The organism is Streptomyces sp. NPDC048270 (assembly GCF_040652335.1).
Taxonomy (GTDB): domain Bacteria; phylum Actinomycetota; class Actinomycetes; order Streptomycetales; family Streptomycetaceae; genus Streptomyces.
In genome coordinates this window covers 21525-35190 of record NZ_JBEZLV010000027.1, presented here as the reverse complement: position 1 = coordinate 35190, position 13666 = coordinate 21525, and the positions used below count along the sequence as shown (strand labels likewise).

15 protein-coding genes and 2 tRNA genes are annotated in these 13666 nt (G+C 74.7%); 2 read left to right on the top strand and 15 right to left on the bottom strand.

Annotated features, from left to right (window positions below):
* Window positions 1-219 precede the first annotated feature (219 nt).
* The 9 genes from cysS to AB0D66_RS23370 form a co-directional block, all read right to left on the bottom strand.
* Window positions 220-1674 (bottom strand): cysteine--tRNA ligase, encoded by a 1455-nt coding sequence (gene cysS, locus AB0D66_RS23410; RefSeq protein WP_362306724.1) that lies wholly within the window; start codon window positions 1672-1674, stop codon window positions 220-222.
* 11 nt (window positions 1675-1685) lie between these two features.
* On the bottom strand, window positions 1686-2390 hold the full coding sequence (locus tag AB0D66_RS23405; RefSeq protein WP_362306721.1) for a S26 family signal peptidase: 705 nt from the start codon (window positions 2388-2390) through the stop codon (window positions 1686-1688).
* Window positions 2387-4417: an ABC transporter ATP-binding protein gene (locus tag AB0D66_RS23400; protein WP_362306718.1), complete on the bottom strand. Its 2031-nt coding sequence runs from the start codon at window positions 4415-4417 to the stop codon at window positions 2387-2389. The genes AB0D66_RS23405 and AB0D66_RS23400 overlap by 4 nt, the downstream gene beginning before the upstream one ends.
* Window positions 4414-4962 (bottom strand): TlpA disulfide reductase family protein, encoded by a 549-nt coding sequence (locus AB0D66_RS23395; protein ID WP_362306715.1) that lies wholly within the window; start codon window positions 4960-4962, stop codon window positions 4414-4416. The genes AB0D66_RS23400 and AB0D66_RS23395 overlap by 4 nt, the downstream gene beginning before the upstream one ends.
* Before the next feature lie 44 nt (window positions 4963-5006).
* A complete protein-coding gene (locus tag AB0D66_RS23390; protein WP_362306713.1) occupies window positions 5007-5537 on the bottom strand; it encodes a MauE/DoxX family redox-associated membrane protein in 531 nt (176 codons plus the stop codon).
* 78 nt (window positions 5538-5615) lie between these two features.
* Window positions 5616-5798 (bottom strand): hypothetical protein, encoded by a 183-nt coding sequence (locus tag AB0D66_RS23385; RefSeq protein WP_362306710.1) that lies wholly within the window; start codon window positions 5796-5798, stop codon window positions 5616-5618.
* Window positions 5799-5911: 113 nt separating this feature from the next.
* On the bottom strand, window positions 5912-6727 hold the full coding sequence (locus AB0D66_RS23380; protein WP_362306707.1) for a helix-turn-helix domain-containing protein: 816 nt from the start codon (window positions 6725-6727) through the stop codon (window positions 5912-5914).
* A 69-nt stretch (window positions 6728-6796) separates the two neighbouring features.
* Entirely contained in the window at window positions 6797-7384 is a 588-nt protein-coding gene (locus tag AB0D66_RS23375) for a hypothetical protein (protein WP_362306704.1), read from the bottom strand.
* Window positions 7377-7613, bottom strand: coding sequence for a hypothetical protein (locus tag AB0D66_RS23370; RefSeq protein ID WP_362306701.1), 237 nt, complete (start codon window positions 7611-7613; stop codon window positions 7377-7379). Before AB0D66_RS23370 ends, AB0D66_RS23375 begins: the two co-directional genes overlap by 8 nt.
* Window positions 7614-7891: 278 nt before the next feature.
* Here AB0D66_RS23370 and AB0D66_RS23365 point away from each other — a divergent pair, with 278 nt between their 5' ends.
* Both AB0D66_RS23365 and AB0D66_RS23360 read left to right on the top strand, forming a co-directional pair.
* Window positions 7892-8776, top strand: coding sequence for a helix-turn-helix domain-containing protein (locus AB0D66_RS23365; RefSeq protein WP_362306698.1), 885 nt, complete (start codon window positions 7892-7894; stop codon window positions 8774-8776).
* Window positions 8777-8910: 134 nt separating this feature from the next.
* A complete protein-coding gene (locus AB0D66_RS23360) occupies window positions 8911-9906 on the top strand; it encodes a LuxR family transcriptional regulator (RefSeq protein WP_362306695.1) in 996 nt (331 codons plus the stop codon).
* Between the two features lie 77 nt (window positions 9907-9983).
* Here AB0D66_RS23360 and AB0D66_RS23355 read toward each other — a convergent pair.
* From AB0D66_RS23355 to AB0D66_RS23330, 6 genes are all read right to left on the bottom strand, one after another.
* Window positions 9984-10056, bottom strand: a tRNA-Ala gene (locus AB0D66_RS23355).
* Window positions 10057-10187: 131 nt separating this feature from the next.
* Entirely contained in the window at window positions 10188-10421 is a 234-nt protein-coding gene (locus tag AB0D66_RS23350; protein WP_007264019.1) for a hypothetical protein, read from the bottom strand.
* A gap of 143 nt (window positions 10422-10564) precedes the next feature.
* Window positions 10565-10637: transfer RNA gene (locus tag AB0D66_RS23345), tRNA-Ala, on the bottom strand.
* Between the two features lie 123 nt (window positions 10638-10760).
* Entirely contained in the window at window positions 10761-11417 is a 657-nt protein-coding gene (locus AB0D66_RS23340) for a histidine phosphatase family protein (protein ID WP_362306868.1), read from the bottom strand.
* Complete coding sequence (gene rsfS, locus AB0D66_RS23335; protein ID WP_069920249.1) at window positions 11414-11860, bottom strand: ribosome silencing factor; 447 nt, start codon at window positions 11858-11860, stop codon at window positions 11414-11416. Before rsfS ends, AB0D66_RS23340 begins: the two co-directional genes overlap by 4 nt.
* A 116-nt stretch (window positions 11861-11976) precedes the next feature.
* Window positions 11977-13653: an LCP family protein gene (locus AB0D66_RS23330; RefSeq protein ID WP_362306691.1), complete on the bottom strand. Its 1677-nt coding sequence runs from the start codon at window positions 13651-13653 to the stop codon at window positions 11977-11979.
* Window positions 13654-13666: the final 13 nt, after the last annotated feature.

Here is a 13666-nt window from a genome sequence, read left to right as displayed (position 1 = left end):
AGGGGGCGCCGCGCCGATGCCGACCGTCTCGGAGGGTCGGTACTGATCAGCGCGGCTCGGTAAGCAGAAGGCGTACGGCACGCATGGCGTCAGAGTACCGCAGCGGCCGCGGCGGCCGCCCGGTCCGTCCGCGCCCCGGACCGGGTGGTGGCGGACGGCCCGGTACCGGAGTGCCGGTACCGCTCCTCCCCGGCGCGGCGGCCGCTCGGCGGCGGGCCCTCAGCGGCGGCCGCCCAGGATCCAGCGCGGTCCCGCGGGCGTGTCCTCCAGTTCCACCCCGGCCGCGGCGAGCCGGTCCCGGATGCGGTCCGCGGCGGCGTAGTCGCGCGCCGCCCGGGCCAGGCGCCGCTCCTCCAGGGCCAGCTCGACCAGCGCGCCGACCGTGCCGGCCGGGCCGGACCGCTCCGCCGGGCCGGCCGCGTCCGTGTCCCGGCCCCGCGCCCAGTGCGGGTCGAGCGGGTCGAGGCCTAGGACCCCGAGCATGGCCCGCACCTCGCCCAGCAGGCGGACGACCTGCTCCTTGTCGTCGGCGGCCAGGGCCGCGTTGCCCTCCCGCACCCGCTGGTGCACCACCGCGGTGGCCTGCGGCACGCCGAGGTCGTCGTCGAGGGCGGCGGTGAACGCGCCCGGCAGGACGGACGGGCGGGCCGCCTCCCCGTCCGCCGCGAGCGGCCCGGCGTACTCGTGGGCCCGCAGCACGAACTGCTCGATCCGCCCGTAGGCGCTCGCCGCCTCGTCCAGCGCGGCCTGGCCGTACTCGATGGCCGAGCGGTAGTGCGGCGTGCCGAGGTAGTAGCGGAGCACGGCCGGGCGGCACCGGCCGAGGACGTTGGACACCAGCAGCGAGTTGCCCAGCGACTTGGACATCTTCTCGCCGCCCGCGGTCACCCAGGAGTTGTGCATCCAGTAGCGGGCGAACCCGCAGCCCGCGGCCGCGGACTGGGCGCGTTCGTTCTCGTGGTGCGGGAAGAGCAGGTCGATGCCGCCGCCGTGGATGTCGAAGGTGTCGCCCAGGTACCGGCGGGCCATCGCGGAGCACTCCAGGTGCCAGCCGGGCCGGCCCGGGCCCCAGGGCGTCTCCCAGGAGGGCTCGCCGGGTTTGGCCGCCTTCCACAGGGCGAAGTCGCGCGGGTCCCGCTTGGCGTCGCCGCCGCCCGCCACCCGGCCGCCGGCCCCGGCCCGGGCGGCGTCCTCGCCGACCCGCCCCGACAGCACCCCGTAGTCCGCCAGCGAACCGACCGAGAACAGCACGTCACCGCCCGCCGCGTAGGCGTGCCCGCGCCCCACGAGCTCACGCATCAGGGCCGTCATCTCGGGGACGTGCCCGGTGGCGCGCGGCTCCACGGTGGGCGGCAGGCAGCCGAGGGCCTCGTAGGCGGCGGTGAAGGCCCGCTCGTTGCGCTGGGCCAGCGCCCAGTACGGGACGCCCTCCCCGGCCGCCTTGGCGAGGATCTTGTCGTCGATGTCGGTGACGTTGCGGCAGAGGGTGACCCGGTGGCCGGTGTACGCCAGCCAGCGCGCCAGGATGTCGAAGTCGACGCCCGAACGGACGTGCCCGATGTGCGGCGGCCCCTGCACGGTCGCCCCGCACACGTAGAGGGAGGCCTCGCCCGGGCGCACCGGGACGAAGGGCCGCACGGTCCGGGTACCGGTGTCGAACAGTCTCAGTGCCATGGCTCGCTCCTTCACGTCGTGGACCTGTGCGGGCGCTTGCGGTGGGCGGGCAGGTGGCGCAGGACGCGCCCCAGGACCCGGTCGGCCGGGAAGTAGCCGAGCTCGCGGGAGTCGAGGCTGACCGCCCGGTTGTCGCCGAGCAGGACCAGCCGCCCCTCCGGGACCCGGCTGCCGGGGGCGCGCGCCAGGGCGGGTACCCCGACGCGCGGGATCCGGTCGCCGGGGACCGCGGCGACCCTCTTGATGAGCAGGCCCGCCTCACCGCGGCGGGCCGCGCCGGGGTGTTCGGCGACGACGACCTCTCCGTTCCGGGGCGGGCCGCCGCGCCGGACGAGCACCCGGTCCCCGTCGCGGTAGGCCGGCTCCATGCTCGGGCCGCGCACGGTGACCACGACGAACCGGCGGCTGAGCGCCCACCACAGGGCCGCGGCGGCGAGGACCGCGACCGCGGCGGTACGGGCACCCGTGCCGCCGACGACCAGCGCGGCGGCCCCCGCTCCGGCCAGCGCCAGCGCCGGCGCCCCGGCGGGCACCCCGACCCGTGCTCCGCCCGGAGCCCCCGAAGCCCGCCCCCGGCGCCGGCCCGCCGCCGCGCCGTGCTGCGGGGGCCCCGCCCGGGCGACGGGGCCGTCGGGCGCGGCCGCGGCGAGCTCGGGCCCGTAGGGCCGCTCGGGCCGCCCGGGCAGCGGGTCCCCGGGCAGCACCCGCCCGCTCATCGGACCGGCTCCGTCCGCGGCGCGGAGCCGGCGGCGGCTTCGGCGGTGACTGCGGCGGCGGAGGCGGCGTCGGAGGCAGCGGAGGCGACGGCGGAGGCGGCGTCGGGGCCCGCGTCCCGGGCGGCGTCCGGGGCGGGCCGGTAGCCCTCCGCCTGGAGGGTGAAGAGCCGCGCGTACTCCCCCGCGGCGCCGAGGAGTTCGCCGTGCGTGCCCTGTTCGGTGATCCGGCCCTCCGCCAGCACCACGATCCGGTCGGCGACCCGCAGCGCGCCCAGCCGGTGCGAGATCAGCAGGCTGGTACGCCCCTCCCGGTGCGCGGCGAGCGAGCTGTGCACCTCGTGCTCGGCGGCCGCGTCCAGGCCCGAGGAGGGCTCGTCCAGGATCATCAGGTCCCGCCGGTGCCGCAGCAGGGCCCGCGCCAGGGCGAGCCGCTGCCACTGGCCGCCGGAGAGGAGGACCCCGAGGTCCGGGTCGTCCTTGTCGGACTCCATGAAGTAGGTGCGGGTCAGCAGGGTGTCGTAGCCGCGCGGCAGCTCCGCGAGCCGGCGGTGGATGCCCGCCCGGTCGGCGGCGGCCCGGATGCGGTCCGGGTCGTCGAGGGCCGTGAGCTCGCCGAGGGCGATGTTCTCGGCGGCGGTCAGCTCGTACTCCATGTAGTCCTGGAAGACCACGCTGATCCGCTCGCGCAGCGCCTCCGGGGCGGTGTCGCGCAGGTCCACCCCGTCCCACAGGATCGCCCCGCGCGTCGGGTCGTAGAACCGGCACAGCAGCTTGACCAGGGTGGACTTGCCGGCCCCGTTGAGGCCGACCAGGCCCAGCGTCATGCCGTGCGGGATGTGCAGGCTCACACCGCGCAGCACCCACGGCTGGTCGGGCGCGTAGCGGAACCAGACGTCCCGCAGTTCGATCCCGCGCCGCAGCTCGGGCAGCGGGCGCGGCTGTCGCGGGACCGGCAGGTCGGAGGGGGTGCCGAGGACGGTGAGGAAGTGCTCGAAGGAGCGCAGGGCCTGGTGGGCGCGGGCCAGGTCGGCCGCGAAGGAGATCAGGGCGCCCTGGATGCCCGCGACCGCCGCCACGAAGATCATTACGTCGCCCGCGGTGAGGCCTCCGGTCCGGGCCTGCGCCACCGCCCACACCAGGCCGCCGCCCGACATCAGCGCGGCGAGCAGGGCCAGCCCGGCCTGGACGAGGACCTCGCGCCGGTCGACTGCGGCGCGCCCCCGGTCGGAGACCCGCCGCTCGGCGGCCATCCGGCCGCGCAGGAAGGGGCCGAGCGCGAAGAGGCGTACCTCCTTGGCCGCCTGGACGGAGGTGAGCAGCTCGGCGTAGAAGGCCTCGCGGCGCTCGGCGGGGCTGACGGCCCACAGGGTGTGGGCACGGCGCCGCGACAGGTCGAGTTCGGCGAGGAGCATCGGCAGTCCGGACAGCAGGACCAGCACGGTCATCAGCGGGCTCAGCAGGAGCAGGGTGCCCAGCAGTCCGGCTCCGGTGACCAGCGAGCGGATCAGGCCGAGCGCGGCGTCGACGGTCTGGTTGGGGGCGACCCGGCTGGCCTGCTGGGAGAGCCGCAGCCGGTCCAGGAACTCGGGGTTCTCGAAGTGCCGCAGCCCCGTGAACCGCTCGACCGCGGTGAACAGCCGCTCCATGGCGAGCAGTCCGGCCCGGCGGTCGAGCTGGGCCCGCAGGTACTGGGAGACCTGGGGGAAGACGGCGGCGAGCACCCCGGTCGCGGCGAGCAGCGCGGCCGGGGCCAGGAGGCCGCCGGCCGCGGGGCCGCCCGAGATGCGGTCGACGACCGTCTTGGTGAACCAGGCGGCGGCCACCGGCAGGGTCCCGGTGGCCAGGGTCAGGGCGACGTACGCCGTGAGGACCCAGGGGGCCGCGGCGACGGCCAGGGCGGTGGCGGCGAAGAGGCGCCGGCGCCGCGACGGGCGCACGGCGGGATCGCGTCCCTCGGCCGTGCGGGTGTGCCGGGAGCGGCCGCCGCGCCCCGCTTGCCGGCGCTCCCGGCGCTCCCGCCCGCTCATGCCGCGAGGGGGAGGCCGGCGGCCAGGTCGACCTGGTTGGCGCGGACCACGACCCGGCCGTCGGCCTCCCGGCCGACGAGCAGCAGGGTGGGGTACGCCTTGGCCTGGAACGCCGCGCCCACCTCGCCGTTGTAGTCCTCGCGGACGACCCGGGCGACGGGGCGCAGCGCTTCGGCGAAGCGGCCGCCGCCCTCGGCGCCGCCCGCGATGACGGCGAGCACCCGGCGGGGTCCGCCGGGGAAGTGGCGGGCGTACTCGGTGAACAGGGGCAGCTTCTCCTTGCACGGGGTGCAGTTCGGGGAGAAGAAGGCGACAAGGGTGTCGCCTTCGATGTCGGCCAGGGTGAGTTCCTCGTCGTCGGCGCTGGTCACGGAGAAGTCGCCGACTTCCGCGCCGATGTCGAGACCGGCCGGGGCCTCCTCGTTCACCTTGGCGGAGATCAGGTTGGCGTGGTCCCGCAGGCGCTTGATCACGCCGACGGTGAGCAGCAGGTCGAGGGCGGCGAGCAGCCCGACCAGGGCCACTGCGGTGATCAGGAGGGACATGGCGGCTCCGTAGCGGGTCGAGGGTGCGTGGGGCGGGGCGGCGGTCAGACGGCCGCCGGCCTCAGGAGGTAGAGCAGGTCGTCGAGCAGCGTCACCAGGGCGCTGAGCAGCAGTCCCGCGAAGACGGCGGCCAGCACCGAGCCCGGGCGCAGGGGCCCGGTGCCGGCGGCGGCCACCGCGCCGGCGGTCGCACCGGCGGCGAGGAGCAGGTTGCGTACGAGGTGCCGGGCGCCGAGCGGGGTGGCCGAGGCGCCGAAGCACCGGCAGGGGGCGGGGGATCCGCGGCGCAGGGAACCGGCGATGGCCGCGGTGAAGGCGGTCAGGAGGACGGCCGCGAGGGCGAAGCCGCTCTGGTGCGCGAGGGGCTGGGGCAGGGCGAGGAGCGGAACGATCGCCGCCTCGCCCAGGACGACGAGCGCGGCGGCCGGCCGGGTCACGGTGCGGGAGAGCGGGAGCAGCTCCCGCACCGAGACGACGAAGGCGGCGTAGGCGCCGCGGCCGGCGGTCTTTCCGAGGACGGAGACCAGAAATACCGCCCCGATCAGGCAACGCATTCCGATGGCCAGATACAGCATGGTTCACCACCTGTGGAGTAGCCCGGGGGGCGGAATTTCAGCCGGCCTTATTCACTGCTGCCGCGCCACCGCAGGAATTCAGCGGCAGTCGATGTACTGGCAGTTCTGGCCGTTCCGGTCGCAGCAGGCCTCGCACGGGCGGTTGGCGCACTGCCAGCAGGCCTTGTAGTAGCGCACGTAGCAGACGGCCGCGGCGGCCTCGGTCTTCGGCGCGACCAGGGCGAGCAGGGTGTCGCCGAGGGCCTCGATCTTCTTGAACACGATGTCTCCCGTGTGTGTTGGGAATCGGAGTGCTTCTTCTTTCCGGAGATTCGCTTTCCTCTCTCCGTGGTCATTACCTTCGCGGATCCGGCCGCTGCCGGTCTTGTAGAAATTCAGCTTCCCGCCGCCGCGAGATAGCGGCCGAGCGTGGTGCCGGTCATGGACTTGAATTCACGGCTCAGATGGGACTGGTCGTGGAAGCCGGCCGCCGCGGCGAGTTCCGCGCCGGGCAGGCCGCCGCGCAGCAGCCGCAGCGCGTTGCGCAGCCGGATGACGCGCGCGCAGCCCTTGGGGGTCAGGCCGACCTGTTCGCGGAAGCGGCGCTCCAGCTGGCTCTGGCACCAGCCGACCTCGTGGGCCAGCTGCGGGATGGGGGCGCCGCCCGCGCTCGCGTGCAGGCCGCGCCAGGCCCGTACGACCGGCGGAGCGGGTGGCGGCCCGGCGGTCAGCAGCTCGGCGAGGGTCCGGTCGAGTACGGCGAACCGCGCGGGCGGACCGGAGGCCTCGGCCAGCCGTTCGCGCAGGGCGGCCGCCCGCGGCCCGATCAGTTCGGCGAGGTCGAGCGGGCCGCGGCCCAGCCGGGCCAGGGGATGGCCGCCGAAGAGGGTGTAGGCGCACCAGGGCGTGAGGGTCACCTCGACTCCGGCGACCGGGCCGCGGTGTTCGACGGCCAGCCCGCTGGTGCGCATCCCGCAGGCCACCGCGGTGTGCGCGGCGAGCGGCCCGGGGGTGTCGGGCGGGCCCAGCAGCAGCTCGCCCTCGGTCAGCAGGAGCAGGCTCACGGCGCCCGCGGGCACTTCCAGGTGCCGGCAGGGCGGGCCCTGGGCGCGCCGGAAGCCCCGGTAGCGCAGGACTCCGGGGCGGAGCGAGGGGGCGGGCCCGGCGTCGACCGACTCGCCGGGCGTGTGGGGACAGGCGGAAACGTCCACCGGGCTTCCTCCTCGGGAGGCCGTGGATGGGAGAGGGGTGGGGGGGGAGGCGAGCCGGGGAAGAGGGGCTCAGCGGCGCGGGGCGCGGCTGCCGTCGACCCCGATGGCCTGACCGGTGATGCCCCCGGCGAGCGGGGACAGCAGCAGGGCGGCGCCCGCCGCCAGGTCCTCGGCCGTGGCCCGCGGGCCCGGCGCGAGGAGGTTCACGGTGATGCCGTGGGCGTGCGGGGCGTCGGCCCACCGGCGGACCCGCGCGGCGAGCCGCGCGGGTCCGGTGACGACGATGCGCCCGGCCCGGCCGCCGCGGGCCATGGCGCGGGCCGTCTCGGCGACCAGGGCGGCGGCGGGCACGCCGGCCGTCGCGTCCACGGCGAGGGCGTCGATGCGCTGGAGGTCGTCCATGACGGCGGCGACGAGGCGCCGGGGGCCGCTGTCGGCGCCGGGAGCCATCAGGTAGGGCAGGGCGGTGGCGGCGCCCGGGGCTTCGTCGCGTCCCAACTCGGCGCAGATCTCGCTGACTTCGAGGACCGAGGCGCCCGCGACGGCGAGCCGGGCGCCGTCCGCGGACAGCGCCCGGCACAGCGGCCCGCCGAAGGCGTGGCAGCGGGTGACCACCAGGGCGACGCGGCCGGTCGGCGCGCGGAAGGGGTCAGGCATGCGCGGCGGCGCCCGGGGCGGGGGCCGGCTTCGGCGCGATGTTCCAGATGAAGTCGTCGTTGCCGGTGCCGGTGCCGGTCCCCGGGTCCGCTCCCTCGGCGAGGTCGGCGGTGTACGCGCCGCCGCCCGCCGGGCCTTGGGCCGCCGCCGCGTGCAGCGGCACGAGGACCGCCACGGCGAGCGCGGCGGTGGCGGCACATCGTCCGGCGTGGAACGTGATGCTGGGCATGGGTCCCCCTGAAAGGTCTGTGGCGCGTGGTCCGGCGCCGTCCCGGGCGGGTGCCCGGCCTGCTCCCAGAACAGCACCCGGCGGCGGCCCGCCCAAGGGCTGCCGCGCTGCAGCCGGATGCATGACACAAACCTGCCAAGCCCGTCCCGCACGGCTGGTTGTCGGAAAACCGGCTGGTGGGCCGTGCGGGCGGAGATGAGGCTTGGCCCTGGGTCTCGGCTCTGGGCCACGGGGAGCGGGGGCGGCCGTACGCGGACGCCCGCGAAGGGGGAGAGCAGATGCGGATACGTGCGTGTCCGGCGGGCACCTGGGAGTTCAGCGAACGGCTGCCGCACCCGGCGCTGCGGCCGGGCGTCCTGGCCTACCGCGGGTTCCGGCTCTCCCTCGGCCGGCCGCGCCGCCGGCTGGAGATCCCCTGCGCGGCGGTGACCGTCGTGCTGAACCTCGGACGCCGGCCGCTGCGGGTCCGGTCCGCGACGACCGGCCAGACCCTGGTGCACTCGTCCGCCCCGCTGGTCTCGGGCATGGTCTCCCGCCCCACCCTGGGCGAGCACGACGGCGAACTGCACGGCATCGAGGTGACCCTGCGCCCCTGGGCCGCGTTCCGGCTCTTCGGCGTCGACATGCACGAGCTGGGCAACACGGTCAACGAGACCTCCGCTCTGGCCGGGCACCGCTACCAGGACCTGTGCGAGGTCCTGGCCGGTACGCCCGGCTGGCCGGACCGGTTCCGGATCCTCGACGCGGCGCTGCGGCTGTGGATCCAGGCCGGCCCGGCGCCCTGCCCCCGCACCGTGTGGGCGTGGAACCGGCTGGAAGGCAGCGGCGGGACCCTGCCCGTGCACACGCTGGCCTCCGAGACCTCCTGGAGCGAACGGCAGTTGGAGCGCCGCTTCCGGGAACAGATCGGGCTCCCGCCGCGGACGGCGGCCCGGGTGCTCCGGATCCGCCGCGCCCTCGGCTCCCTGTCGGCGGGGATGCGCCCGGCCGAGGCCGCCGCCCTGGCCGGCTTCTACGACCAGGCCCATCTGAACCGGGACTTCAAGGCGATGACCGCCCACTCCCCCTCGCGCTTCCTGGCCCTGCGCGCGTCGGACGGGCCCGGCTCCGCCGAGGTGGACCGGGTCAGCGGCGAGGTCACCAGCGCCGTGCTGGCCTGCTGACCGGGCGGGCTCGCGCCGCCCGCGCACGGGCGTCGGGTTCGTCCAAGACAGCCCGCCCGGCGCCGTGGAACGCTACGGCGACCGCCCGCACAGCACCCCCGGACGCGGGCCGCCCCCTCGGAAGGGTGACGGGTATGACGCAGACCCAGTCGGCTCTCGACGCGGATGTCCTCGCGGTCTACCGGGCCGTGCTCCTGCACCGCGAGCAGCGCCCGGACCGGCTGGCCGAGCGGCTGTCGATCTCCGAGCAGCGCGTACGGGAGTCGCTCGACCGGCTGGTGGAGCTGGCCCTGCTGCGGCCGTCCTGGGACGATCCGGGCGACGTCCGTGCGGTCAGCCCCGACCTGGGCCTGGAGATGATGCTCCAGCGCGAACAGCAGGAACTGGCCCTGCGGCAGGAGCGGGTGGCCCAGACCCGCGCGGCCCTGACCCTGCTCGCCACCGAGTACGTGACGGCCGGCCGGGCGGATGCGGCGAGCGGGACGGAGGTCCTGCACGGCAAGGACGAGATCCGCACCCGGCTGGAGACCCTTGCCAGCCGTTGCGACCGCGAGGTGCTCTCGCTCCAGCCGGAGGGCTCGCTCACCCCGGAGGCCATCGAGGCGGGCCGGCCGCTCAACGAGCAGGCGATCCTGCGCGGGGTCCGGTTCCGCAGCATCTACCTGCACGCCATCGGCAAGGACCGGCAGGCGCTCACCTACCTGCGCTGGGCCAACGAGCACGGCGGGGAGATCCGGCTGGCGCCCACGCTGCCCATGCGGCTGCTCATCGTGGACGGCGTGGAGGCCGTTCTCCCGGGCGACGTCCAGGCGGGCCAGCCGACGGCGCTGCTGGTGCGCAGTGCGCCCGTGGTGCGGGCCCTGCACGCGCTGTTCACCGCGTACTGGAAGAGCTCCGAGACCCTGCAGGCGGCCGCGGAGGCCACCGGTCCGGCGCCGGACTCCCCGTCCCCGCAGGAGCGGGAGCTGCTGCGCATGCTCGCGGAGGGGGTCACGGACGCCGTGGTGGCCCGGGCCCTGGGGGTCTCGGTGCGGACCCAGCGGCGGATGGTGGCCGACCTCTCGGCCCTGGCCGGGGCGTCCAGCCGGTTCGAGCTCGGGGTGAAGGCGGCACGGCTGGGCTGGCTCTGAGCCGCCCGCGGCGCCGCCACGGGCACGGGCACGACGAGAAGCGGGCCACCCGATCCGGGTGGCCCGCTTCTTCACTGTGGAGCTAAGGAGAATTGAACTCCTGACCTCCTGCATGCCATGCAGGCGCTCTACCAACTGAGCTATAGCCCCTTGTCCTACCTTGCCGCCCGGCTTCCGTTTCCGGTTCCCCTTGGCGACGTCCCAAACATTACACGGTCATGGCCCTGGTCCAAAAATCGGTTTCCGTCGACCTCAGGCCATGCCCGGTTTGACCTATTCCGTCACGCTCGCGCGAACTGGTAGAACCGCTTGAGCGTGCAGTGCTCGTCGAGCAGCCGGCCGTAGATCGGCTCCCCTTCCAGCTCCCGGTACGTCTCGATCGGGTCGCCCTTTATGATCAGCGCCCGTGCGCATTCCTCGCACCAGTACTGGTAGTCGGGGTTGACCGGTTCCATGTCCCGCACGATCGGCGTGCCGTTGTTGCACCAGTCGCACCGCCGCCGGTGTGCACCCATCCGTCAGCGACTCCCTCCCGCATCGGGCCGTCGTCTCCCCCTCCGGCCGTCCGATTCTGCCATGCCGGTACGGGCCAGGTCAGCAATCGCAAAGGGTACAAAAGCAAGGATCCCGCCCCCTGTTGGGGACGGGATCCTGATTGTGGAGCTAAGGAGAATTGAACTCCTGACCTCCTGCATGCCATGCAGGCGCTCTACCAACTGAGCTATAGCCCCGCTCTCCGCCGCGCTCCCCCCGTCTCCGGTGTTCCGCGCTGCGAACAAGAAGAACTCTAGCCTGTGACCAGCCGGAAAGTGAAATCCGGGTGGAAGCCCCCGCGGGGAGCGGCACGGAGCCGCTCAGTCGTCGTCGCCGAGCACCGGTTCCGGCAGCGTGCCGGCGTTGTGCTCCAGCAGGCGCCAGCCGCGCGCGCCCTCGCCGAGGACGGACCAGCAGCAGTTGGAGAGCCCGCCCAGGCCCTCCCAGTAGGAAGACTCCAGGCCCAGCAGGCGGCCGATGGTCGTGCGGATGGTGCCGCCGTGGCTGACCACGACGAGCGTGCCGCCCTCCGGCAGCTGCCCGGCGTGCCCGAGCACCACCGGCGCGGCGCGGTCGGCGACCTCGGTCTCCAGCTCACCGCCGCCCCGGCGCACCGGCTCGCCGCGCTTCCACGCCGCGTACTGCTCGCCGTACTTCCCGAGGATCTCGTCGTGCGTCAGGCCCTGCCACTCACCGGCGTACGTCTCGCGCAGCGCCGCGTCGTGCGTCACGGGAAGCCCGGTGACGGCGGCCAGCTCCGCGGCGGTGGCCGCCGCGCGCCGCAGGTCGGAGGCCACGATGGCGTCCGGCTTCAGCGAGGCGAGCAGCCGGGCGGAGCGGCGCGCCTGCGCCACTCCGGCCTCGGTCAGCTCGATGTCCGTGGAGCCCTGGAAACGGCGTTCCAGGTTCCACGAGGTCTGACCGTGCCGCCAGAGGACGATCTTCCTGCCGGACCTGCCCGTGGTGGTCGCGCTCAGAACAGATCACCGTCCTGCTCGTCGTCGCCGGCCGCCTCGCGCAGCTTGGCGTGCTCCTCGGCCTTGCCGATGGTGAGCTTGGCGTCCTCGGGGAGCTCGATCTCGGGGCAGTCCTTCCACAGGCGCTCCAGCGCGTAGAAGACCCGCTCCTCGCTGTGCTGGACGTGGACGACGATGTCGACGTAGTCGAGCAGGATCCAGCGGGCGTCGCGGTCGCCCTCGCGGCGCACCGGCTTGGCGCCGAGCTCCTTGAGCAGGCGCTCCTCGATCTCGTCCACGATCGACTTGACCTGGCGGTCGTTGGGCGCCGAGGCGAGCAGGAAGGCGTCGGTGATCGACAGCACGTCGCTGACGTCGTACGCGATGATGTCGTGCGCGAGCCGGTCGGCCGCGGCCTGGGCGGCGGCGGTGATGAGCTCGATGGAGCGGTCCGTGGCGGTCACTGGCCATGCTTTCGGGTTGGCGGGCAGATCCTTACAAGGGTCTCATGTACCGCCGACCCCGCCCGCGCGGAACGTTCCGCGCGGGCGAACCCGCATGTCAGAGCCGCGCAGGGGGGTCAGGACGCCTTGTAGTCCCTGCCCAGGACCACCACGATGTCCGCGTTCACGGCGTTCTCGGCCTTCTTGACGGCGGTCTCGGGCAGCCCCAGCGTCTTGGCGACCTCGACCGCCCGGTCCTTCTGGGCGTCGTCCTGGTAGGTGATCTGCGAGGCGGCCGCGCTCTTGTCCGCCTTGCCCCCGTCCACGAAGTCGTAGCCGCCGTTCAGCAGCGCCGCCTTCGCCGCGACCTGCGCCTTCTCGTCGCCCGTGGCGTCCTTCAGCCCGACGCGCGCGGCGGCCCCGGGCTGCCCCTCCGTGACGGAGCCGCCGAGGACCTCCTTGACCACCTTCTTCGTGGCCTCGTCGGTCAGGGCCCCGTCGGCCTTCACGCCGAGGACGTCGGTGCGGTAGGCGCCCACCTTGGCGTGCGCGCCGAGCCGCGACAGCAGGGCGCCGAGCGTCTGCGCGTTCAGGGCCGGGTCGAGGATCTGGCCCATGCTCTCGACCGTCACCGCGGCCGCCTTCGGATCGCTCGGGACCTTGCGCAGGACCGCGTACAGCACCTTGCCCATGCGCTCCAGCTGCTTGGCCTCCGGTTCGCCCTGGGCCTGGTACGTGGCGTACGCGACGGCCATCGGGCCGCTCAGGCTCTGCTTCTGGCCCTGGGCGACGGCCGGCGTCTTGGCCGCGTCGTCGGCCGGGACCGCCGTGTCGGTGTCCACCTCGATGCCGCCGACCAGCTCGACCAGGTTCTCCAGGAAGGGGGTGTCCAGCCGCCAGGTGCCGCCGATGTGCGTGCCGAGCACGGAGTCGAGGGCCTCGCGGGTGCCGAGGCCGCCCTCCACGGCCTTGGCGAGACCGGTCGCGGTCCCGTCCGGGCCGGGCACGCCGAGGGTGTCGGGCAGCAGGACGGTGGCGCCCTGCTTGGCGGTGACGTTGTCGACGAGCAGCGCCGAGGAGGTCCCGCCCTTCTTGGTGTGGTACACGTGGACGACGATCATGTCGCGCTTCTGCGGCCCGGCGGCGGCGGTCGCGCCGCTGTCCTGCTTCCCCGGACCGTCGAGGAAGGGCAGCTTGCCCGCGTACCAGAGGTAGCCGAGGCCGGCGACGACGAACACCGCGAGGACGACGATCAGCGCCACCACCCGGTTGCGGCCGCGGCGGCGGGCCTCCTCGCGGCGCTCGGTCCGGCTCTCGGTGAACTTGAGCCAGTCGATGACGTCCTCGGACTCCTCGTCCGGCTGGTCGATGAAGGCGAACATCTCGGTGCGGTAGTCCCGCCCCGCCTCGGACCCCGCGTCGGGCCGGCGCGGCTCGGGGACCTGCGCGGACCGCTGCCGCTCCGCCTCGGGCTCCGGCTGGTGCCGGGGCTCGGGGGCCGCCTGCTGCGGGATCCACTGCTGGGCCTGCTGGGTCTGCTGGGCCTGGTGCGCTTGCTGGGCCTGCTGCGGGTCGTAGCCGTAGTCGGGGGCCTGCTGCTGCGCGTAGTCCTGCGCGGGGTCGGCGTAGTACTGCTGCTGGGGCTGCTGCCCGTACCCCTGCGCCTGGTAGTCGTAGCCGTACTGCTGCTGTGCGTAGTCCTGGGCGGGCTGGGCGGGCGCCTGGCCGTACACCGGCCGCCCGTACGCGTCGTAGCCGATGAGCTGCTGCTCGTGGGTGGCGTACGGGTCGTACGGATCCTGTCGGTCGTTCACCGAGGCCCCTCTC